Here is a 21,230-nt window from a genome sequence, read left to right on the forward strand (position 1 = left end):
CGGTGTAACATTGGATGATGCTACCGAGTGTCGAGGATGGAACATGCCGCTTCATGAACATCTGATATTGCCGGGCAGGGACGGTTCGGATATCGAAGCGCAGCACTATCGCACGCGAATCAACAATACCTTCATCATGTTCGCCATGGCGTGCTTCGCCTGCTTCCTGCTGTTTGACTATTTCCAGGTGCCGTCTGCCTGGCAGGCATTGTGGGTGGGGCGGCTGATCATCTTCCTCTGCTGTCTGCTATGTATCCTCCAGCTGCGCCGCGGCGACGTGTTCGCGGACAAGATCTTGCTGGCCGGGGCGATACCCGCCAATCTTTTCTTCTGCTTCGGGGCCGCGCTGATTCCGGATGCGCTGACGCTGACGTTGTGGAACCTGAGTTTCTCGACCTGCATGCTGATCGCCATGCCCGCCTGGCTGGTGTGGGGCTGGCGCTACCAGCTGGCCAGCAGCCTGCCGCTGATAGTGTGTTATGTGCCCATCTTTCTGTGGCTGAGTCCCTTGTCGTTGACGACATTGGCCGGTGCGGGCGGTGCCTACATCCTGGGTACCCTCTTCATAGCGCCGGCACTGGCGCACGCCCGCGCCTCGACCTTCCATCGCACCATCCGGCTGCAGCGCACACTGGAGGCGCGCAATCTCGAATTGCACGACATGAATCAGCGGTTGCTCATCCAGCAGAACGAGCTGGAATACCGTGCCAATCATGATCTGCTGACGGGGCTGCCCAATCGCCGGTTCGGCTTGGATTTTCTCGAGCGGATGCTGGCCGAGAGCACGAGCACTCGGCAATGCATGTCGATCCTGTTCGTGGATGTCGATCGCCTGAAGCACGTCAACGACAGCTTCGGGCACGCCGAGGGTGATCGCCTGATCCAGCTGGTGGCCCGGAGTGTCGCCCAGGCGGCTGGTGAAGACGGACTGGCATGCCGTCTGGGCGGCGATGAATTCCTGGTCGTCATGCCCGGAGCCTGTGATATGGCCAGCCAGCAGGCGACGACCCAGTTGATGCGCCATCTTCAGGAGCAACGCCTGCAGCAGCAAATCCCCTTCCCGGTCGAGGTCAGCATCGGGCGCGTCACCCACGACCCGGTATTGCAGGGCGATGTGGATGTCGATGATCTGATCCATATCGCGGATGACCGCATGTATCGTCAGAAGCGCGCTCGGCGGCGGGCCATGGCGGGCGCCAAGGACCCTCAGGCGTGAGAAAGCCCGCGAACTTCCCTTAATCAATGCCGCAAGTGATTGATGGCCATGGCTGTCATCGCTTTTTCATGTCGCTGTTACGGGTATGTCATCGCCTCCCCTCAGTCTTGCTGGGCAACGACAGGGGCCATCTGGGCCTCGCCTGTCGATTCCGCCTGGCAACCCGGAGGTGACTGACATGACCGCTTTGCAATCGGCTCCCCATGCTGAAATGCCGCCTGCTTCCGACGCTCTCGGTCAGGTTCGTACGCTGTTCATCTCCGACGTGCATCTTGGGACTCCGGACTGCCAGGCGGCGCTGCTTGCGAAACTGCTGCGTCGCGTGCGCCCGGAACGCCTGTATCTGGTCGGCGATATCGTCGACCTGCTGGCGATGCGCAAGCGTGCGGTGCTCGACAAGGACCAGCAGGCGCTGGTGGCGCGGGTGCTGCGTCTGGCGCGCAGCGGCTGCGAGGTCATCTATATTCCCGGCAATCATGATGCCGCCTTCCGTCGCCTGTGCGGCCTGAAGCTGCACAATGTGAGCATCGAGCGGCGCGCGATCCATACCACCGGCAGCGGTCGTCGCCTGCTGGTCTCCCACGGTGATGAATTCGACACCCATGTGCGCATCGCGCCGTGGTTGCTCAAGCTGGGCGATGGCATGCACGGCTTCATCCTGTCGCTCAATCGCTGGTGCAATCGCGCGCGTGGCATGTTCGGGCTGCCGTACTGGTCGCTGGCCAGCGCGCTCAAGCGTCGCAGCGGTACCGCCCAGCGCTACGTGGCCCAGTTCGAGGAAGCCGCCATGCGCCAGGCGCGCCTCGAAGGGCTGGATGGCTATGTCGGGGGGCATATCCACCAGGCGGGCTTCCGGGTCGAGGAAGGCGTGCTCTACTGCAACGACGGTGACTGGGTCGAGCACTGCACCGCGCTGGCAGAAGATGCCGAAGGCGCGCTGCACCTGATCGACTGGCAGGGGCAGATCCTCGAGACGGCGCCGCGCCATCTGATGCCGCGTCAGGCGCCGGCCACGACGCCCGACGCTGTCACGCCCGGGATGGCCGGCGCCTGAGCCTCACCCCAGGCCGCTGATCGCCAGCATCCATGACAGATACAGCGGGATGATCAGCGGCGCTGCCAGGGTGGTCAGCATCACCGCGATCGCGCCCTTGGCCGGCTGGATATTCAGCTCGATGGCCAGCACGACCACATTGGCGGCCATCGGCACCACGCCCAGCAGCAGCAACACTTGCGCCAGCACCGGGTCGAGGGCGAACAGGCTGCCCAGCAGCATCACGCTGCCCAGACTCAGCAGCGGCCACATCACGAAGCGCAGGCCGGTCGCGGCCAGAATGAAGCGCGGGTCGATCTCGCGCAGGCTGACACCGCCCAGCGTCATGCCGATGATCATCATGCCCAGCACCGTGTAGCTGTACTTGAAGTAGTCGAGTCCCTCCATCACCGCCCCCGGTACCTCGAGGCCCAGTGTCCCTACCAGCAGAGCGGCCAGAAAGGCGTAGATCAGCGGCAGACGCACGATCTTGACCAGACTCTGGCGCATCGAGAACTGCCCGCGCGCACTGACGTAGAAGCCCAGCGTGAATTCATACAGCGTGATGCCGAGCAGGCAGAACAGGTACTGGGTCACGCCTTCCGGCGGCAGTAACAGCATCGCGACCGGCAGGCCGAAGTAGCCGGTATTGCCGGTGCCCGAGGAGAAGGCGAGCAGGGCAGCTTCCTGCGGCGGGAAGAACCTCGCGGCCAGCGGGCGCACCAGCAGGCAGATGCTGCTGGCCAGCGAGAACAGCCCCAGCGTCAGGCCCAGATCACTCAGCGATGGCTCGCCGAGCACCAGCCCGCGAAAGAAGGTCAGCGGCGCGATCACATAGATCAGCAAGGTGGCGATGGGGCGCGGATCGATCGCGAGGCGGCGTGCACAGAGGGCGCCGAGGGCGACGAAGGTGATCAGCATCCAGAGCGGTTGCTGCAGATCGATGTGGTCCATCACGGTTCCTTGTGAAGCGTCATTGTCCTTTTGGTTCATCATGCCGTGTGGCCCCTGTCAGCGTCATCCCATGAATGTCACTCATTGCGCCTTTCCTTCATCAGGCTTCGGGTCGCGCATCAGGCTTTGGGTCGCGTGGTTGCGCGGCTGGTGAGGGGCAGGACTGAGGAGCAGGATGCCACCGTCAGCAATGGTTATAAACACGCACTTTCTTATATGAATGGCATTGAAGTTGAGGCGAAAACCTTTCATTGGCCGGGGTCGGCGGCGGCGGTCAGAATGCTCGACATGCAGTGCAAGGGCGGTGGCGTGACGCACCGGACGTGTATTGCTGCACGCACACCGCGAAGTGTGCGGCGATAACGACATCAATGCCGGACACGACGACCACGAGGGCCGCCCCATGAGTGCAAGCGAACATCCGTCAGGGATCAGCTTCGAATTCTTCCCGCCGAATACCGAGGCCGGGCGTGAAAAGCTCAAGGGGGTTCGCGATCAGCTGGCGGCGCTGGAGCCGGAGTTCTTCTCCGTCACCTATGGCGCGGGCGGCTCCACGCGTGAGCGTACCTTCAACACCGTGCAGTCGGTCAGCGCCAGCGGCATCTGCACCGCGCCGCACCTGTCGTGTGTCGGCAGCGACCGCGGTGAGCTGCGTGAGATCCTGGCGCAATATCGTGAGCAGGGTGTCAAGCGCCTGGTGGCGTTGCGCGGGGACCTGCCCTCCGGGATGGGCTCGCGCAGCGAGCTGCGTTACGCCAACGAGCTGGTCGAGTTCTTGCGCGAGGAGACCGGCGATCACTTCGAGATCGCGGTGGCGGCCTATCCCGAGTGCCATCCGCAGGCCAACAATTACCATAGCGATCTCGAGAACTTCGCGCGCAAGATGCAGGCCGGCGCCGATATCGCCATCACCCAGTACTTCTTCAATGCTGATGCCTATTTCCACTTCGTGGAGCGCGCGCGTGCCGCCGGCATCGAGCAGCCGATCATCCCGGGGATCATGCCGATCACCAACTACGCCAAGCTGGCGCGCTTCTCCGATTCCTGCGGTGCGGACATCCCGCGCTGGCTCCGCCGCCAGCTCGAGAGCTATGGCGATGACAGCGAGAGCCTCCAGGCCTTCGGTACCGAGGTGATCTCGCGCATGAGTCAGCGTCTGCTGGATGGCGGCGCACCGGGCCTGCACTTCTATACCCTCAACCAGGCCGAGCCGTGTCTGAAGGTGCTGGAAAATCTGGGTATCGCTTCTCGTTGAGTCACGTGCGCCGGGTGTGCACGGCAAGTCATTGGAAGAGTGGCATTGAATGTGACGTCGATCGCCCTGAGGTCTGATGGGTAGCCGCTCGTGACAGCGGCCCGCAAGCCACTCAAGGCGTCGGCAGTGACGCCGGCCTCAGTGATGGAGAGATTGCTCATGAATCACGAGACACAGCACACGGCATCCTTTACGCCCTCTTCCAGAAAGCCCCTCAAGACCGCCGCGACGGTGGCGCTCGGCGCCTGGTTGTTCGGCGGTGTCGCCCAGGCAGCCACCGAGGTGGAAATGCATCGCGTCAGCAGTGATGGCGTCGGTGAGTCCGTCGGCAGTGTCATGGCCGAGGATACCGATGACGGTCTGCTGCTGACGCCGAAGATCGAGGGGCTCGAGAGCGGCATCCACGGCTTCCACCTGCATGCCAATGCCAGCTGCGAACCGGCTGAGAAGGATGGCGAGACCGTCGCCGCCGCCGCGGCAGGTAGCCACTTCGATCCAGAAGAGACCGGTACCCACCAGGGCCCCTACGGTGATGGCCACCTCGGTGACCTTCCGGCGCTGAGTGTCGATGCCGATGGCAAGATCTCGCTGCCGGTGCTGGCACCGCGTCTCAAGGAGAACGATCTCAGCGGCCATGCGCTGATGATCCACTCCGGGGGTGACAACTACACCGATACGCCCAAGCTGGGCGGTGGCGGCTCGCGCGTTGCCTGCGGTGTAGTTGACTGATGTGTGGTCGACTGGCCTGTGGTCAACTGAACCACCTGCCGAGATGACATGAAAAAGCCCCGCCAATTGGCGGGGCTTTTTCATGTCGCAGTGATACAGCAGATATCAGTGCAGTTTGCCGGGATCCAGAATGCGCACCGGCTGAACCTCATCGCTCGCCGGCGTCTCGCGGGGCTCGCTCACGCGCGTGGAAATCTCGGCGAGGGTCGGCGGCTCCTCGATGGCTTGCTGTTCGAAGAAGTCGCAGGACACGCAGTCACGGTAGCGGGTCTCGTTCTGCTCCCAGGTGCGCAGGCGGTCCATTGCTCCGCAGCGCGGGCAGACGGCACCGGCGATGAAGCGCTTGATGGTAGACATGGTGCCTCCAGTCAGGGTCAGGGTAGGTCTGGCAATCCCGCCTCGGGCGGATGATGCGCCATATGATACGCCCCCGACCGGTAAAGGTCAGGGGCGCATGGTCAGCGGCTCGTGGTCAGGCTTGCGCCATCACGAGACGGGGCGAGATCAGGCCGCCTGGGCACCGATGCCGGAGTGACGCAGCAGGGCATCGACCTGCGGGTCACGGCCACGGAAGGCGCGGAACAGCTCGGCGGCGTCACGCGAGCCACCGCGTGCCAGTACCTCGTCACGGAAGCGTTGGCCGGTGGCGGTATCGAAGACCGCGCTTTCCTCGAAGGCACTGAAGGCGTCTGCCGACAGCACCTCGGCCCACTTGTAGCTGTAGTAACCCGCAGCGTAACCGCCGGCGAAGATATGGCTGAAGCCATTCTGGAAGCGATTGAACTCGACCGCCGGCACCACGGCGACCTTGCTGCGCACCTCGTCGAGCAGCGCCTGGACATCGCTGGCCGACGGCTTGTCGAGCTCATGATGCAGGCGGAAGTCGAACAGCGAGAACTCCAGCTGGCGGACCATGGTCATCGCCGCCTGGAAGTTGCGGGCTGCCTGCAGGCGCTCGAGCATGTCATCGGGTAGACGCTCGCCGGTGTCCACGTGACGTGCGATCAGATCCAGTCCTTCACGCTCGTAGCAGAAGTTTTCCATGAACTGGCTGGGCAGCTCGACGGCGTCCCATGCCACGCCATTGATGCCGGAGACTTCGGCGACTTCCTGACGGGTCAGCATGTGATGCAGGCCGTGACCGAACTCGTGGAACAGCGTGACCACTTCATCGTGGGTCAGCAGCGCCGGGCGATCGCCCACCGGGCGGGTGAAGTTGCAGGTCAGGTAGGCGACCGGCAACTGCAGGCTGCCATCCTCGCGGCGACGACGGACGCGGCACTCGTCCATCCAGGCACCGCCTCGCTTGCCTTCACGCGCGTAGAGATCGAGATAGAAGCCGGCGATCGGGGTGTCATTCTCGATGACCTCGTAGTAGCTGACGTCCTCGTGCCAGACCGGCACGTCGCGCTGCTTGAAGGTGATGCCGTAGAGGCGGTTGACGACCTCGAACAGTCCGCCGATGGCCTGCGGCGCCGGGAAGTAGGGGCGCAGCTGCTCCTGATTGATCGCGTAGCGCGACTCGCGCAGCTTCTCGCTGGCATAGCCGACATCCCACGGCTGCAGGTCGTCGATGCCGAGGCTCTCGGTGGCGTAGGCCGCCAGCTCGTTGAACTCCTCACGCGCCTGCGGCACGGCGCGGGTAGCGAGGTCATCCAGGAAGGCGATGACCTGCGTCGGCGAGTCGGCCATCTTGGTCGCCAGTGACAGCGAGGCGTAGTCGTCGAAGCCGATCAGCGCGGCCAGCTCCTGACGCAGGGCCAGAATCTCCTCGATCACCGGGCCGTTGTCGAACTCACCGGCGTTGGGGCCCTTCTCCGAGGCGCGCGTGACGAAGGCAGTGTAGACCTCCTCGCGCAACTCGCGGTTGTCGGCATAGCTGAGCACCGGGAAGAAGCTCGGGAAGTCCAGGGTGATGCGATAGCCTTCCAGGCCCTTGGCTTCGGCATTGGCCTTGAGCGCTTCAAGGCCGCTTTCCGGTATGCCCGCCAGTGCCTCTTCGTCGACATCCTTGTGCCAGGCCTGGGTGGCATCCAGCACATGGTTGGAGAAGGTGTTGGAGAGCTCGGACAGGCGCGCCTGTATCTCGCCGTAGCGCTGCTTCTTGTCTTGCGGCAGATCGACACCGGCGAGGCGGAAGTCGCGCAGGCTGTTGGTGATCGCCTTCTGCTGGGCTTCATCGAGGCTTGCGAACTCATCGCTGTCCGCGAGGCGCTGATAGGCCGCGGCCAGGTCGCTGTTCTGACCCACCCAGGTGGAGTAGGCCGACAGCTTGGCGAGACAGGCCTGATAGGCCTCACGCAGCTTGGGCGAGTTCATGGTCGAGTTGAGGTGCGAGACCGGCGACCAGGCCTGGCTCAGGCGGTCACCCAGCGCTTCCAGCGGCGCGGCGAAGTTGTCCCAGCGCGTGTCATCGCGGGTGGCCTCGATCAGGCGCTCTATCTCCTGCTGGTTGTGCTCCAGCAGTTCGCTGATCGCGTCCTCGACGTGCTCGGCCTTGAGGGTGTCGAAGGGGGGCAGGGTGTTGCGTTCCAGCAGGGGATTGATCGACATCATGTACCTCGCGTCATTCGGGTGGGCGGCAGCGGTGAGCGGTAAAGGAGAACTTGCGCATTGATTGCGCCGTGAAAACGGCGTCACCGCTGCCGCGGGGATACCTAGAATGTGAGGCCTCGGCGCGTGTTATTCAATCTATCGCCTCGATAGGCGGGCGCTGCCACGCGCATGTCGCATTGGCCGAGGCCGGTACGGCTGCTATCTTGCTGGCCTTGGCCCCCGAGTGGGGCCTGTATCCTTCCCCCGTACCGAAACCACGAGAGCAGACATGAGCGAAACCACCGAACGCTGGGGCAGTCGCCGAGCCTTCATTCTGGCCGTGACCGGCGCCGCCGTAGGGCTGGGCAACATCTGGCGCTTCCCCTACATGACCGGCGAGAACGGCGGTTCCGCGTTTCTGCTGCTGTATATCGGTTTCGTGCTGCTGCTGGGCCTGCCGGTGATGATGGCCGAGATCATGATCGGGCGCGCCGGACGTCGCGGACCGATGCAGGCGCTGGTCCATCTGGCCGTCAGCGGTGGCCGGACCCCGCACTGGCGCTGGCTGGGGCTGTTCGGCGCCATCACCATGTTCTTCATCCTGTCGTTCTATTCGGTGGTGTCGGGCTGGTCGATCGAGTATCTGGTCGATTCGCTGAAGGGTGACTTCAGCGGCATGAGCCCACCGGAGATCGGCGCTACCTTCGGTGCCTTCCTGGAAGACCCGGTGACGATGACCTTCAACCACACCGTCTTCATGCTGATGACGATGAGCGTGGTGGCCGCCGGCATCTCTTCCGGGCTCGAGCGCCTCAACAATCTGATGATGCCGCTGCTCTATGTGCTGTTGCTGGCGCTGGCCGGTTACAGCATCAGCACGCCCGGCTTCGGCCCCGCGCTGAGCTGGCTGTTCATGCCCGACCCGAGTGCCATCACGCTGGACGTGATGCTCAATGCCATGGGACATGCCTTCTTCACGCTGGCGGTCGGCGCCTGTGCACTGATGGCCTACGGCGCCTACATGCCGGAGCGCCAGAGTCTGCCGACGGCCGCGATCGCCGTGGCGGCGCTGGATATCGGTGTGGCGCTGCTGGCGGGTATCGCCATCTTCGCGGCGGTCTTCAGCCAGGGCATGGACCCGGCCTCCGGCCCCGGCCTGATGTTCGTCAGCCTGCCGATCGCCTTCGCCAATCTGCCGGGCGGCAGCGTGCTGCTGGCGCTGTTCTTCCTGCTGTTGCTGCTGGCGACCTGGACCAGCTCGATCAACATCGCCGAGCCCATCGTCGAGGTGCTGGAGGGTTGGGGCCTCAAGCGTCGCCACGCGGCACTGGCGGTCGGTGTCTCGGTGTGGGCGATGGGGTTGTTGTCGGTGCTGTCCTTCTCGAGCCTCAAGGACGTGCACGTGCTGGGCGAAATGAATGTCTTCGATGCGGTGACGACGATTCCGCCGGACTTCTTCCTGCCGATCGGCGGGCTGCTGATCGCTATCTTCGCGGCCTGGGTGATGCCGCAGAATCGTGCGCTGGCTGGCCTCGGCACATCGCGTGGCTTCTTCCGCACCTGGCGTTGGGTACTGCGCTGGGTCTCGATTCCGCTGGTCGTCGTCGTGCTGGGCTGGAGCTTCTTCAAGTAAGCCCGCTTGTGCCATCGGTACGTGAATCTGACGTTGAGTCGGCGCCAGGCGTGGGGCGATGCGCAGGGCATGTCGAGCCTGAAATCGGGGCGTCGGGACGGGGTGTCGAAAACATCGCAACGCGAGTCAGGCCGTCGCGCTATTGGCATCCCGGTGTTTGGCGCAGTAGGCTGGATGCCTAATTCAGGAGGTAAGGCATGAGCATTAGATCCTTCAAGGGCCTGACGCCGCGACTGGGCGAGCGGGTTTTCGTCGATCCGGCCAGTGTGGTGCTGGGTGATGTCGCCCTCGGGGATGACAGCTCGGTATGGCCGCTGGCGGTGATTCGCGGCGACATGCACCGTATCCGCATCGGCGCGCGCACCAGTGTGCAGGATGGCGCGGTACTGCATATCACTCACGCCAGTGATTTCAATCCGGGTGGCTATCCGCTGGAAATCGGCGATGACGTCACCATCGGTCACAAGGCCGTGTTGCATGGCTGCACCATTCACGACCGCGTACTGGTCGGCATGGGCGCCATCGTGATGGACGGCGTGGTGGTGGAAGATGAAGTCATCATCGCGGCGGGTGCGCTGGTGCCGCCGGGCAAGCGTCTCGAGGGCGGGCATGTGTATGCCGGCAACCCGGCCAAGGCACTGCGCCCCATCAAGGACAGTGAGCGTGAGTTCTTCACCTATTCGGCGGTGAACTACGTCAAGCTGAAGGATCAGCATCTGGCCGAAGACTACGTCGACTGAATCTTCCTCGCGGAGAGTGGCAGACGCAGCAATGATCACTCCCCCGTTGGCTCAGGCCAGCGGGGGAGTGCTCGTTTCAGAGCCGGATTATTCGCAAGTCAGGGGCAAATTTTCCGCAAGCCAGGGGCGGATTTTCCACAAGCCAGGATCGGTTTTTCCACGAGCTTTAGAAGGCAGAGATGGCAGTGGCGCGCACAAACCAGGACAAGCCATTGTTTTTCATGAAATGCTTGCGTCATAATCTGGACGTATATCCAGTGCCGGCGTGTGGCGTCTGGTCCAGTGACATCGTCGAGGGCTCGCGACCCGTATTTCATGGCCAATTTTCGTACCCATATCACCGTAGCGGCCTTTGCCGGCGGCATCGTCGCGGCGGCGGGCTGGCAGGGCGGCCTGTGGTCGCTGGCGGAGGGGGTTCCGCTGGCGAGTCTGACCACCTTCGGCGGTATCCTGCCGGATATCGACTCCGACAACTCGCGCGCCATCCGGATCCTGTTCACGCTGTTTGCGGTACTGGCGACCATGGCCTGCGTGCTGCTGCTGCAGGACCGCCTGCTGGCGGGGCCGTTGATGATGGCGGGCGGCGCCACCTATCTGGGCGTGCGCTATGTGGCCAGCGCCATCTTCAAGCGCTTCACCGTCCACCGCGGTATCTGGCACTCGCTGCTCGCGTCACTGCTGTGCTCACTGGGCGTGACGGCCGCCAGCCTGCATGTACTGGGGCAGAGTGAAGAGCAGGCCTGGTGGCAGGGCGCGGCCCTGTTGTTCGGCGCCATGATCCACCTGTTGCTCGATGAGATGTACAGCGTCGACATGGTCGGCGCACGCCTCAAGCGCAGCTTCGGTACCGCCTTCAAGCTGTTCGATTATCGTGAGCCGGGCAACTCGCTGGCGATGGTGGCGGTGATCGCCGCCATGACGCCCTGGCTGCCGCCCGTTTCGGTGCTGGTGGACATCATGCATCTGCAGGGGCCGCTGTCCGTGTTCGGCGAAGGCCTGTCGCGGCTGATGGCCGGCGTCTGATGCTGTCTGGCTGAAGACCGGCGCGAATCTCCGTAGCGTTGTCTTGGTCGTGATGCCTTGGTTGTGATGCCTCTGTTGTGGTGCATCAGGCACGATGCCTCAACCACGATAGGGCTCGGCGCTCAGGCCGTGCTTCTTGAGCTTGTCGTAGAGTGTCTTGCGCGGCAGCCCCAGCCGTTCGCAGGCCATCACCACCTGACCTTTGCTGGCCGCCAGGGCTTCGCGAATCAGCGCGGCCTCGAACGCCTCCATGCGCTGCGGCAGCGATTGCGCCTGCGTGGCTGCCTTCACGTTGTGCTCCAGTTCCCCCAGCTCGCTTGATTCCCTCGATGCTCCTGATGCATCCCGCTCGCACGTGCCGGTGGTGATGTCTTCTCTGTCCGCCTCTCTTGCGGCTTCCGTGCTGTTCACGGCCGGGCTACTCGTGCCCGTGGTGAGCGGTCGCCCTTCCGCCATGCTGTCGCCGATGTTGCCTTCCAGCCCGCCCAGCAGCACATGACGCTCCGCACAGTTTCTCAGCTCACGCACGTTGCCCGGCCAGTCATGCGCCAGCAGTGCCTGCAGGGTGGTGGCGTCCAGCGGTGGGACTTCCAGACTGGTGCGTTCGCTGGCCAGAATCGCGAAGTGCCGGAACAGTTGCAGGATATCTTCGGCATGCTCGCGCAGTGGCGGCAGATATAGCGTGACCACGTTCAGGCGGTAGTAGAGGTCTTCGCGAAACTCGCCGGCGCTGGCCGCTTCACGTAGATCCCGCTTGGTGGCGGCGATGACGCGGATATCGATGGGGCGTGGCGTATTGCTGCCGAGCCGCTCGATACTGCGCTCCTGCAGCACCCGCAGCAGCTTGATCTGCAACGACATCGGCATCGATTCGATCTCATCGAGGAACAGGGTACCGCCGTCGGCGTGTTCCAGCTTGCCGATGCGGCGCTCGCTGGCACCGGTGAAGGCGCCTTTCTCGTGGCCGAACAGTTCCGACTCGATCAATGTCTCCGGCATGCCGCCACAGTTGAGCGCCACGAAGGGCTTGCTGGCGCGGGCGCTGCGCTCGTGCAGACAGCGGGCGACACGGTCCTTGCCGGCGCCGGTCTCGCCATATAGCAAGGTGTCGGCATCGACTGCCGCCAGGCGTGAGACCTGGGCATCCAGGCGCTGCATGAGGTCACTGCTGCCCACCAGCCTGGGGCCGGCGCTGTTGCGCTGGGTATCCAGCTGTTCGCGCAGCGAGCGGTTCTCCAGTGCCAGCCGGCGGGCGGCCACCGCGCGCCGTACGCCATCGAGCATGCGCTCGCGATCGAAGGGCTTCTCGATGAAATCCCAGGCACCGGCCTGCATGGCCGCGACGGCGGTATCGATGTCGCCATGACCGGTCATCACGATCACCGGCAGCTCGTCATCCACGGCATGTGCCGCGTGCAGCAGGCTCAGGCCATCCATGCCCGGCATGCGAATGTCCGTGATCACCACACCCTCGAAGGGCGCCTCGGCGCGCAGGATTTCCAGCGCCTGCTCGGCACTGGCCAGCGGGCGAGTGCGGTAATCGGCCAGCATCAGGCTCTGGCTCAGGCTGTCGCGCAGGTGCGGTTCGTCATCCACCACCAGCACCTGCATGTCGGTATTCGTGACGTCGCTCATGACGGCTCCTGTGAATGGTTGGCGGTGGGTGGCATCGGGGGTTGTGAGGGCATCGAGAGCGCCGGCAGCGTCAGCCGGAACAGTGCGCCACCCAGCGGCGAGGGGTGCGCCTCGAGGGTGCCGCCGAGGTCGGCGACGATACGCGCGCTGATCGATAACCCCAGCCCGAGCCCCTGGCCGTCGGCGCGCTGGGTATAGAAGGGTTCGAACACGCGCACCAGTTGCGATGGCTCGAGGCCGGGGCCGTTGTCGTGGACTTCCAGCACGACCTGATCACCGGCACTGCCTGTTTTCTCATGCAGGTCGAGCTGGATGCTGGGGGGCTCCGTGCGCTCGGGGGGCATGTCGGCCAGCGCGTCCAGTGCATTGCCGATCAGGTTGACCAATACCTGCTCCAGACGCACCGGCTCGGCGCGCACTTGGGCCAGCGTTGGACCCGCTTCGCGAATGAGGGTCACGCCGAGCGCCTCGCAGCGTGCATGCAGCAGGCGCAGGGCATAGTCGAGGCTGGTGGTGAGGTCGATGGCCTCCAGACGGTCACCGCTCTTGCGTGAGAACTGACGCAGCTGCGCGCTGATCTCGCCCATGCGCTGGGTCAGCTCGGTGATCTGGCGCAGGTTGCTTTCGACCTGGGAGGTCTGGGCGCGAGCGAGGAAGGCAGTCGCGTTCTCGGCATAGGCGCGGATGGCGGCCAATGGCTGATTGAGCTCGTGATTGATGCCGGCGGCCAGCTCCCCCAGCACCGCCAGCTTGGCGGTCTGGATCAATTCATCACGCGTCTCGCGCAGCTCGCGTTCGGCGCGGGTGCGCTCCTCGACTTCGGCACTCAGGCGCGTGTTGCTGGCGGCGAGGTCGCGGGTACGCTCGACCACCCGTTGCTCGAAGGCATCGCGTGCCTGAGCGAGCTGCTCGGCCTGGGCACGGCGTTCGCTGACATCGAAGACCGTGACCAGCCATCGTGGACCATGGGGGCTGGGCAGTGGCGAGCAGGAAAGCTCCAGTGGTACCGCGACTCCCTCGCGCAGGCCATGCACTTCCAGCGGCCCGACGGAGCGGTCTTGGGTCAGGCGGTCCAGCAGGTGGCGCTCGGCCGGCAGGAACAGCTCGCGCAGATCACGCCCTTCGCGGGCGCTGGGCTGGCGGGTTGAGTCTTCCGGTGAGGTGTCGGCGCTCAAGGGCGAGCCGAACAGCGCGATGGCCGTCGGATTGAGATACACCAGCCGCACCCGCTCATCGAGGATACACAGGCCAGCCTGAGTGCGGTCGATGATGCCGCGCACCCGTTGCTGGCTGCTGGCGAGATTCTGGCGCTCGCGCTCGGCGAACAGGCGACGCTCACGCAGGATGCGCAGTCGCTGCCAGCCCAGCCCTGCCAGCAGACACAGCAAGGCATAGCCACCGGCCGCGAGACCGGCTGTCTGCCAGATACCGCTGCGCAGCGGAGCCAGTGGCTTGAGTACATGCAGGCGCCAGCCGATATCCGGCAGTGGCTGGGACAGGCTCAACCAGGCGTGCTGCCAGAGATCCCCCGGTGTCAGCTGCAACAATTCGATGGAGGTCGTGTCGCGGCGCGACTCAAGGGGCGAGCCCAGCAGCTCCGGCAGCGCCTCGCGATGATGCAGGCGCAGCGGACGCAGGCGCTGATTGGCATAGCGCTGGGTATCGAGCAGTCGGTTGCGTGTCTCCTCGCTGAGTGGCTCCAGCGTGCGCAGCACCCGCTGCGCCTGGCTGGCGATGAAGATCACGCCATGCGGATCAGTGACCATGATGTCGGCATTCTGGTCGAGCCACGCCGCCTCCAGCGCCTCTATCTGCACCTTGACCACGGCCACGCCACGTCGCCCCTGCGGGCTGGTGACGGCGGCACTGAAGAAGTAACCGCGCTCACCGGAGCTGGTGCCCAGCCCGTAGAAGCGGCCTTCGCCACCATTGATGGCGTCTTGCCAGTAGGGGCGGAAGCGGTAGTTCTGGCCGATGAAGGTGTTGGCGGAGCGCCAGTTGCTGGCGGCGATGGTGGTGCCGGTGTCATCGACCAGATAGAGGTCCGAGATGCCGGCCAGCTCACGCATGCGGTCCAGGCGCTGATTGAGCGCCACTTCCGCTCTGAGATCTTCAGGGTGATCCAGAAAGTCGCGCAGCTGGTCATTCTCTGCCACCAGCCTGGGCAGATAGGCGTGTCGATTCAGTTGGCCGCGCAGGCTGGCGGCAGTCAGACGCAGTTCGTTGTCTGCCTCATGCCCCAGGCGCTCCAGCCCCTGGCTGCGCGCCATCGAGACCGCCTGCCACACGCACAGCATCAGCCCCAGCGGTAGCACTACCGCCAGTACGAGACGCCACAGCTGGGGCAGGCGCGTATCCTTCATCGGCAAGCCTTCATGTTCAGGCCCTCATCTCAAGCGCTGCTTATCCGGAACTTCATGTTCAGCCAGGGCGTCATGACTGAATGTCATGAGCCATCCGGCGCCGCCTGGGCACGGCGCAAGGCGCGCTGGGCACGAGTCTCGGCGCGTTCCAGTTCCAGCAGTGAATCCTCGACGAAGACCAGATGCTCATGGGCGGCGTTGCGCGCATCTTCCGCGCGGCCTTCCATGATCGCCTCGAACAGGCTGCGGTGTTGCTGGATCAGGCGCGGGCGTGATTCCGGCTTCTCGAACAGGTGGCGCAGGTTGGCCACGATACTCTTCTCCAGCAACTGGAACAGGCTGCGCATCGAGTGCAGCAGCACCACGTTGTGCGCGGCCTCAGCGATGGCGAGGTGGAAGGCGGCATCGGCACCGGCTTCGCGCTCTGGGTCACGTCCCTCGAAGCTCTTCTCCAGGTCCTCGAAGCGCTGGCGCAGCATTGCCTTGTCGGCAGGTGTGGAGCGCATGGCGGCGTAGTAGGCGCTGATGCCTTCCAGCGCATCACGAAATTCCAGCAGATCGAGATTGAACTCACCGTGGCGACCCAGCAGCGCGCTGAGCGGGTCGGACCAGGCGCGCGCCAGCTCTTCAGAGACATAGGTGCCGCCGCCCTGACGTGAGGTCAGCAGTCCGCGCGCGGCCAGTTTCTGGATGGCCTCCCGCACGGAGGGGCGCGAGACTTCGAACTGCTCGGCCAGGGTGCGCTCCGGTGGCAGGCGCTCGCCGGGTTTCAGGCTGCCTTCGATGATCATGCTTTCGAGGCGCTCGGTGAGTACATCGGCGATACGGGGTTGGCGGACGGGGGCGTAACGCATGGAAGTGTCCTTGCGGCAAAGGTGAAAGGCGGCGCCGAACGCTGGAAGGCCAGAGTGCGGCATGCAAGAGAGGGGCGCTTGCGGCGCTGCCGATGATCAGTGTGGCCCGTGGGCATTCCACGCCACAGCCGACATTGGTCTTACCAATATGTGTGATAACCACGCCTCGCGTGGGAGATGAGGACTATCAATAATTGGTAAGACCAATTTTACGCAATAGAGATGCTTTGACCAATGTCTAGATACCTTGTGCGACATGATGTTTGACCCCTTTCGAGGCGACGCCTAGATTATGCCGAAGCACATCAGGGTAAGTTGGTATTACCAATTTATCGGAAGGCCTGACCCAAGGGTGCGCCAACCCCCGAGTCCTTCACTGCCGTGCCAGACAACAATCACAACAATTCGCCTGCGGAGTTTCCGTCATGTCCGAGCCACTGCTGGCCTTGCTGGCCTTCACCCCTATCCTGCTGGCGGGCATCCTGCTCGTCGGTCTGCAATGGCCCGCGCGTCGCGCCATGCCATTGGTCTTCCTCGTCACCGCTGCCATCGGCTATTTCGTGTGGCAGATGTCGCTGACGCGTATTCTGGCCTCCACGCTGCAGGGGCTGATGGTGACCGTCTCGGTGCTGTGGATCATCTTCGGCGCCATCTTTCTGCTCAATACGCTCAAGCATTCCGGGGCGATCGCGGTAATCCGCGGCGCCTTCACCACCGTCAGTCCCGACCGCCGCGTACAGGCCATCATCATCGCCTGGCTGTTCGGCAGCTTCATCGAGGGGGCTTCCGGCTTCGGGACGCCTGCGGCCATCGCGGCGCCGTTGCTGGTCGCCATCGGCTTCCCGGCGCTGGGGGCGGTGATGGTGGGCATGATGATCCAGTCGACGCCGGTATCCTTCGGGGCGGTGGGCACGCCGATCGTGATCGGCGTGAATGCGGGCCTCGACAAGGCCAATCTCGGTGAGCAGCTGCTGGCGAACCATTCCAGCTGGGAGGCCTTCCTGCAGCTGATCACCTCGGAAGTCGCCATCGTGCATGGCATCGTCGGCCTGCTGATGCCGCTGTTCATGACCGTGATGATGACGCGCTTCTTCGGGGCGAAGAAAAGCTGGAGCGAGGGGCTGTCGATAGCACCGTTCGCGTTGTTCGCCGGCCTGTGCTTCACGCTGCCCTACGTGGCGGCAGGTATCTTCCTCGGCCCGGAGTTCCCGTCACTGATCGGCGCTCTGGTCGGCTTGATCCTCGTGGTGCCAGCGGCGCGTGCCGGCTTTCTATTGCCGAAGGACAGCTGGGATTTTCCGCCCGAGGCCGAGTGGCCCAGGCATTGGCTGGGTGACCTGACGCTGGAGCGCGATGACGTCGAGGCCGCCGCGGCGGGCAGAAAGCCGCTGCCTCTGTGGCTGGCGTGGTTGCCCTATGGGCTGATCGCGTTGCTGCTGGTCGCCTCGCGCGTATCGAGTGACTTCAAGGGCTGGCTGGTCAGCGTGCAATTCAGTGCCACTGACCTGCTGGGTGCCAGCGGCATCTCCGGCGCGATACAGCCGCTCTATCTGCCTGGCGGCATCATGGTCTTCGTGGCGCTGATCACGCTGTTGCTGCATCGCATGGCCTCTCGCCAGCTGGTGGCGGCGGCCAGCGAATCCTGGCGCACACTGGTCGGCGCCGGCTTCGTGCTGGTGTTCACCATTCCGATGGTGCGCATCCTGATTCAACTCCGGCGTCAATCTGAACGATCTGGCGTCCATGCCGGTGGTGATGGCGGACGTGGTGGCTGACAGCCTCGGTCAGGCCTACCCGTTGTTCGCCTCGGGCATCGGCGCGCTGGGGGCCTTCATCGCCGGCTCCAATACGGTTTCCAACATGATGCTGTCCCAGTTCCAGTTCAACGTCGCCGCCCAGCTCGGGCTGTCGGGAGCGCTGATGGTGGCGCTGCAGGCGGTCGGGGCCGCGGCTGGCAACATGATCGCCATCCACAACGTCGTGGCGGCCTCGGCGACCGTCGGTCTGCTGGGGCGTGAAGGACGTACCCTGCGCATGACGGCGATTCCGACCGCCTACTATCTATTGGCCTCCGGCGTGCTGGGCATTCTGGCGTTCCATCTGGTGGGCCTGAGTGACCCGCTGCTGCCGTAAGCGTGATCCGTGCTGACTGATACCCTGAAAGACATCCTGACTGACTAAAGAGACTGGCCATGACCGCCGCTGCTGCCCCTGACTCCACTGCTCACCCTGCCATGGGCGGGCATGCCTCACCCCAGGCGCGAGCTGCTGCCTATGACGCCCTGCGCGAGGCGTTGGCGCAGCACATTCCCGGTGAGCGCCTGATCCATGATCCGCTGCGCACCCTGGCCTACGGCACGGATGCCAGCTTCTATCGGCTGGTGCCGCAGCTGGTGGTGCGGGTGCATGACGAGCAGGAGCTTGGGCATGTGTTGCGCGAGTGCCGGACGCGCAAGCTGCCGGTGACCTTCCGTGCGGCGGGGACGTCGCTGTCCGGACAGGCGTTGACGGATTCGGTGCTCATCCAGCTGGGCGGCGAGTGGCGAGGGGCGCAGGTGCTGGAGCAGGGCAGCCGCATCTGCCTGCAGCCGGGGGTGATCGGGGCGCGTGCCAATCAGCTGCTGGCCCCCTTCGGGCGCAAGATCGGCCCGGACCCGGCTTCGATCAACAGCTGCATGATCGGCGGCATCGCGGCCAACAATGCGTCCGGCATGTGCTGCGGCACGGCACACAACAGTTATCGCACCGTCGAGGACCTGCGCGTCATTCTCGCCGATGGCACCTGCCTGGATACGGCGTCGCCGGAGAGTGTGCAGGCCTTTCGTGCCAGCCATGGTGGCCTGCTGTCGGAGCTGGAGCGCATGGCGGCCAGTGTGCGCGCCGACCCTGAGCTGGCCGAGCGCATTCGCCACAAGTACCGGCTCAAGAACACCACCGGCTATAGCCTCAATGCACTGGTCGACTATGCCGATGGTCTCGAGATCCTCAAGCATCTGATGATCGGTTCGGAAGGCACCCTGGGTTTCATCGCCTCCATTACCTATCGCACCGTGATCGAGGAGCCGCACAAGGCAGCGGCGCTGGTGTACTACCCGAACATCGATGCAGCCTGTCGCGCCACCATGTTGCTGAAGACGGCGCCAGTCGCGGCGGTGGAGCTGATGGACCGTGCGGCGCTGCGCTCCGTCGAGGACGCACCGGGCATGCCGGACGAGTTGCGCACCCTGCCGGAAGCGGCGGTCGCGCTGCTGGTGGATGTGCGGGGCGCGCATCATCAGGAGTTGGAGGCGCGCATGGCCGAGGTGGGCCGCGTGCTGGAAGGCATCGAGACCTGCGAGTCGTGGGCCTTCACTCAGGATGCGCAGCGTTATGCGCTGTACTGGAAGATCCGCAAGGGCCTGTTCCCGGCGGTCGGCGCAGTGCGTGATCTGGGGACCACCGTGATCATCGAGGATGTCGCCTTCCCCATCGAGCGGCTGGCGGAAGGCGTCGGTGCGCTGACGGAGGTCTTCCAGCGGCATGGTTACTCCCAGGCGATCCTGTTTGGTCACGCGCTGGAGGGCAATCTTCACTTCGTCTTCCCACAGGGCTTCGAGCGCGAAGGTGAGGTGGAGCGCTATCAGGCGCTGATGGATGACGTCGCGCAGCTGGTGGGGCAGGAATATGGTGGCTCGCTCAAGGCCGAGCATGGTACGGGTCGCAACATGGCGCCTTATGTAGAGCTTGAGTGGGGCAAGGATGCCTATGCCCTGATGTGGCGAATCAAGGAGGCCTTCGATCCGGATAACCTGCTCAACCCGGAAGTGATCCTGACGCGCAATCCTCGCCTGCATCTGGAAAACCTCAAGCCACTGCCGGCAGCGGACCCGCTGGTGGACCGCTGCATCGAGTGCGGTTTCTGTGAGTCGGTCTGTCCGTCGAAGAATCTGAGCCTGACGCCGCGCCAGCGCATCGTCATCCGGCGGGAGATCGCTCGCCTGGCTGCGCTCGAGGCACCGGATGATGCACAGCGCGACCAGCTGGCAGCGCTCAGGAAGGAATACGCCTATCAGGGCATGGAGACCTGTGCGGGGGATGGCCTGTGCGCGACCCAGTGTCCGGTCGGCATCAATACCGGTGATCTGATCCGGGGATTGCGTCATGAAGAGAACGCCGGTGCCGATCATTCAGGCAAGGTGAAGGTGGCGCAGTGGGCCGGAGAGCATTTCACTCGTGTCACCAGTGGCATGCGTGGGGTGCTCAGGCTGGCGGATGGGCTGCATGGCGCCGTCGGCACGCGCAACATGCGTCGCCTGACCCGGGCTGCTCGCAAGGTGTCCGGTGACAGGGTGCAGCAATGGACTCCCAGCATGCCGGCGGCCGCGCCGCGCCCGTATCTCAAACGTCTGGCACAACCCTTGGGTCGCAGTGAGGCGCCGAATGGGCACGTCGTCTATTTTCCGTCCTGCGCCACGCGTGTCTTCGGGGTCGCTACTGATGATCGCGATCCACGCAGTGTCACCGAGATGGCGCTGGCCTTGATGGACAAGGCTGGCTTCGAGGTCGTGCTGCCGAAAGGGGTGGAGGCGCTGTGCTGTGGGATGGCCTTCCAGTCCAAGGGTCAGTTCGAGGCGGGAGATGCCAAGGCCGCCGAGTTGGCAACGGCGCTGGTGGAGGCGAGTGACGACGGACGGCTGCCGATCTTCTGTGATACCAGCCCGTGCCTGGCACAGGCTCAGGCCTATGCGCGCGAGCATCTTGAAGTGTCGCTCACCTTGGTCGAGCCGGTGCAGCTGGTCCTCGACTATCTATTGCCTTATCTCTCGATCACACCGCTCAAGGCAAGAGTCGCGGTGCATGTCACCTGCTCCAGTGTCCGCATGGGGCTGGCAGAGCAGTTCGTGGCGCTGGCGCGGCAGTGCGCCAGTGAAGTCGTCGTACCGGAAGAGATCACCTGCTGCGGCTTCGCCGGCGACAAGGGATTCAGTACCCCGGAGCTCAATGCCTCGGCATTGAAGGGGCTGAAGGAGGTAGTGGCCGATTGCGACTACGGAGTTTCCAATTCGCGCACCTGCGAGATAGGGCTGAGTGATCACTCCGGACTCAGCTATCAATCGATTCTCGGTCTGGTCGATAGAGCATCGGCACCAAGGTGATGGTAGGTGTTCGAGATGCATGACGCCCTGATGACAATCTCTTGAAAAAGCCCTTGCCCTCACGGCGGTTCGTGCGTAAAGTACGCATCCGCTGCCGGGGACGCATGGCGTTACCAGCGGTGAAA

At 64.2% G+C, this 21,230-nt stretch carries 14 protein-coding genes and 1 pseudogene; 9 read left to right on the forward strand and 6 right to left on the reverse strand.

The annotated features are described in order from the left end of the window. The first annotated feature begins 43 nt into the window (after positions 1 to 43). Together QQF40_RS06395 and QQF40_RS06400 are read left to right on the forward strand one after the other, a co-directional pair. On the forward strand, positions 44 to 1,216 hold the full coding sequence (locus QQF40_RS06395; RefSeq protein ID WP_285460732.1) for a GGDEF domain-containing protein: 1,173 nt from the start codon (positions 44 to 46) through the stop codon (positions 1,214 to 1,216). Positions 1,217 to 1,394: 178 nt separating this feature from the next. After that, positions 1,395 to 2,270: a UDP-2,3-diacylglucosamine diphosphatase gene (locus tag QQF40_RS06400; RefSeq protein ID WP_285460733.1), complete on the forward strand. Its 876-nt coding sequence runs from the start codon at positions 1,395 to 1,397 to the stop codon at positions 2,268 to 2,270. A 3-nt stretch (positions 2,271 to 2,273) separates the two neighbouring features. Here the strand turns inward: QQF40_RS06400 and QQF40_RS06405 are convergent, their stop codons facing one another. Continuing rightward, the gene (locus QQF40_RS06405; protein WP_175090645.1) at positions 2,274 to 3,203 is read right to left on the reverse strand and encodes an AEC family transporter; all 930 of its coding nucleotides are present in this window, start codon (positions 3,201 to 3,203) and stop codon (positions 2,274 to 2,276) included. A 403-nt stretch (positions 3,204 to 3,606) separates the two neighbouring features. On the opposite strand from QQF40_RS06405, the gene metF reads away from it, so the two are divergent. Together metF and sodC are read left to right on the forward strand one after the other, a co-directional pair. Beyond that, complete coding sequence (gene metF / locus QQF40_RS06410) at positions 3,607 to 4,458, forward strand: methylenetetrahydrofolate reductase [NAD(P)H] (RefSeq protein ID WP_285460734.1); 852 nt, start codon at positions 3,607 to 3,609, stop codon at positions 4,456 to 4,458. 159 nt (positions 4,459 to 4,617) lie between these two features. Beyond that, entirely contained in the window at positions 4,618 to 5,187 is a 570-nt protein-coding gene (gene sodC, locus QQF40_RS06415) for a superoxide dismutase family protein (protein ID WP_175090647.1), read from the forward strand. A gap of 105 nt (positions 5,188 to 5,292) precedes the next feature. On the opposite strand, the gene QQF40_RS06420 is transcribed toward sodC, so the two are convergent. Then, positions 5,293 to 5,544 carry a YheV family putative zinc ribbon protein gene (locus QQF40_RS06420; RefSeq protein WP_175090648.1) on the reverse strand — a complete coding sequence of 84 codons (252 nt, stop codon included), beginning with the start codon at positions 5,542 to 5,544 and terminating at the stop codon, positions 5,293 to 5,295. 147 nt (positions 5,545 to 5,691) lie between these two features. Beyond that, complete coding sequence (prlC, locus tag QQF40_RS06425) at positions 5,692 to 7,740, reverse strand: oligopeptidase A (protein ID WP_285460735.1); 2,049 nt, start codon at positions 7,738 to 7,740, stop codon at positions 5,692 to 5,694. A 271-nt stretch (positions 7,741 to 8,011) separates the two neighbouring features. Between prlC and QQF40_RS06430 the strand changes: the two genes are divergently transcribed. From QQF40_RS06430 to QQF40_RS06440, 3 genes are all read left to right on the forward strand, one after another. Then, entirely contained in the window at positions 8,012 to 9,355 is a 1,344-nt protein-coding gene (locus QQF40_RS06430) for a sodium-dependent transporter (protein ID WP_175090650.1), read from the forward strand. Between the two features lie 197 nt (positions 9,356 to 9,552). Continuing rightward, positions 9,553 to 10,095, forward strand: a complete 543-nt coding sequence (locus QQF40_RS06435; protein ID WP_043335714.1) for a gamma carbonic anhydrase family protein — start codon at positions 9,553 to 9,555, stop codon at positions 10,093 to 10,095. Between the two features lie 315 nt (positions 10,096 to 10,410). Next, on the forward strand, positions 10,411 to 11,118 hold the full coding sequence (locus QQF40_RS06440) for a metal-dependent hydrolase (protein WP_175090651.1): 708 nt from the start codon (positions 10,411 to 10,413) through the stop codon (positions 11,116 to 11,118). A gap of 99 nt (positions 11,119 to 11,217) precedes the next feature. Here the strand turns inward: QQF40_RS06440 and QQF40_RS06445 are convergent, their stop codons facing one another. From QQF40_RS06445 to QQF40_RS06455, 3 genes are all read right to left on the reverse strand, one after another. After that, the gene (locus QQF40_RS06445; protein WP_285460736.1) at positions 11,218 to 12,753 is read right to left on the reverse strand and encodes a sigma-54-dependent transcriptional regulator; all 1,536 of its coding nucleotides are present in this window, start codon (positions 12,751 to 12,753) and stop codon (positions 11,218 to 11,220) included. After that, positions 12,750 to 15,116, reverse strand: coding sequence for an ATP-binding protein (locus QQF40_RS06450; RefSeq protein WP_285460737.1), 2,367 nt, complete (start codon positions 15,114 to 15,116; stop codon positions 12,750 to 12,752). The genes QQF40_RS06445 and QQF40_RS06450 overlap by 4 nt, the downstream gene beginning before the upstream one ends. Before the next feature lie 83 nt (positions 15,117 to 15,199). Continuing rightward, entirely contained in the window at positions 15,200 to 15,970 is a 771-nt protein-coding gene (locus tag QQF40_RS06455) for an FCD domain-containing protein (protein ID WP_054556318.1), read from the reverse strand. 425 nt (positions 15,971 to 16,395) lie between these two features. Between QQF40_RS06455 and QQF40_RS06460 the strand changes: the two are divergent. Then, a pseudogene (locus QQF40_RS06460) lies at positions 16,396 to 18,103 on the forward strand (L-lactate permease). A 59-nt stretch (positions 18,104 to 18,162) separates the two neighbouring features. Beyond that, positions 18,163 to 21,105: an FAD-binding and (Fe-S)-binding domain-containing protein gene (locus tag QQF40_RS06465; RefSeq protein ID WP_285460738.1), complete on the forward strand. Its 2,943-nt coding sequence runs from the start codon at positions 18,163 to 18,165 to the stop codon at positions 21,103 to 21,105. The last annotated feature ends 125 nt before the right edge of the window (positions 21,106 to 21,230 follow it).

It is taken from the genome of Cobetia sp. LC6 (genome assembly GCF_030264805.1).
In the GTDB taxonomy this organism is placed as follows: Bacteria; Pseudomonadota; Gammaproteobacteria; order Pseudomonadales; family Halomonadaceae; genus Cobetia.

What these genes read in the sequence shown, in the direction of transcription:
- QQF40_RS06395 (WP_285460732.1), top strand. Translation starts at nt 44, where the DNA reads ATGCCGCTTCATGAACATCTGATATTGCCGGGCAGGGACGGTTCGGAT.
- QQF40_RS06400 (WP_285460733.1), top strand. Translation starts at nt 1,395, where the DNA reads ATGACCGCTTTGCAATCGGCTCCCCATGCTGAAATGCCGCCTGCTTCC.
- QQF40_RS06405 (WP_175090645.1), bottom strand. Translation starts at nt 3,203, where the DNA reads ATGGACCACATCGATCTGCAGCAACCGCTCTGGATGCTGATCACCTTC.
- metF (WP_285460734.1), top strand. Translation starts at nt 3,607, where the DNA reads ATGAGTGCAAGCGAACATCCGTCAGGGATCAGCTTCGAATTCTTCCCG.
- sodC (WP_175090647.1), top strand. Translation starts at nt 4,618, where the DNA reads ATGAATCACGAGACACAGCACACGGCATCCTTTACGCCCTCTTCCAGA.
- QQF40_RS06420 (WP_175090648.1), bottom strand. Translation starts at nt 5,544, where the DNA reads ATGTCTACCATCAAGCGCTTCATCGCCGGTGCCGTCTGCCCGCGCTGC.
- prlC (WP_285460735.1), bottom strand. Translation starts at nt 7,740, where the DNA reads ATGTCGATCAATCCCCTGCTGGAACGCAACACCCTGCCCCCCTTCGAC.
- QQF40_RS06430 (WP_175090650.1), top strand. Translation starts at nt 8,012, where the DNA reads ATGAGCGAAACCACCGAACGCTGGGGCAGTCGCCGAGCCTTCATTCTG.
- QQF40_RS06435 (WP_043335714.1), top strand. Translation starts at nt 9,553, where the DNA reads ATGAGCATTAGATCCTTCAAGGGCCTGACGCCGCGACTGGGCGAGCGG.
- QQF40_RS06440 (WP_175090651.1), top strand. Translation starts at nt 10,411, where the DNA reads ATGGCCAATTTTCGTACCCATATCACCGTAGCGGCCTTTGCCGGCGGC.
- QQF40_RS06445 (WP_285460736.1), bottom strand. Translation starts at nt 12,753, where the DNA reads ATGAGCGACGTCACGAATACCGACATGCAGGTGCTGGTGGTGGATGAC.
- QQF40_RS06450 (WP_285460737.1), bottom strand. Translation starts at nt 15,116, where the DNA reads ATGAAGGATACGCGCCTGCCCCAGCTGTGGCGTCTCGTACTGGCGGTA.
- QQF40_RS06455 (WP_054556318.1), bottom strand. Translation starts at nt 15,970, where the DNA reads ATGCGTTACGCCCCCGTCCGCCAACCCCGTATCGCCGATGTACTCACC.
- QQF40_RS06465 (WP_285460738.1), top strand. Translation starts at nt 18,163, where the DNA reads ATGACCGCCGCTGCTGCCCCTGACTCCACTGCTCACCCTGCCATGGGC.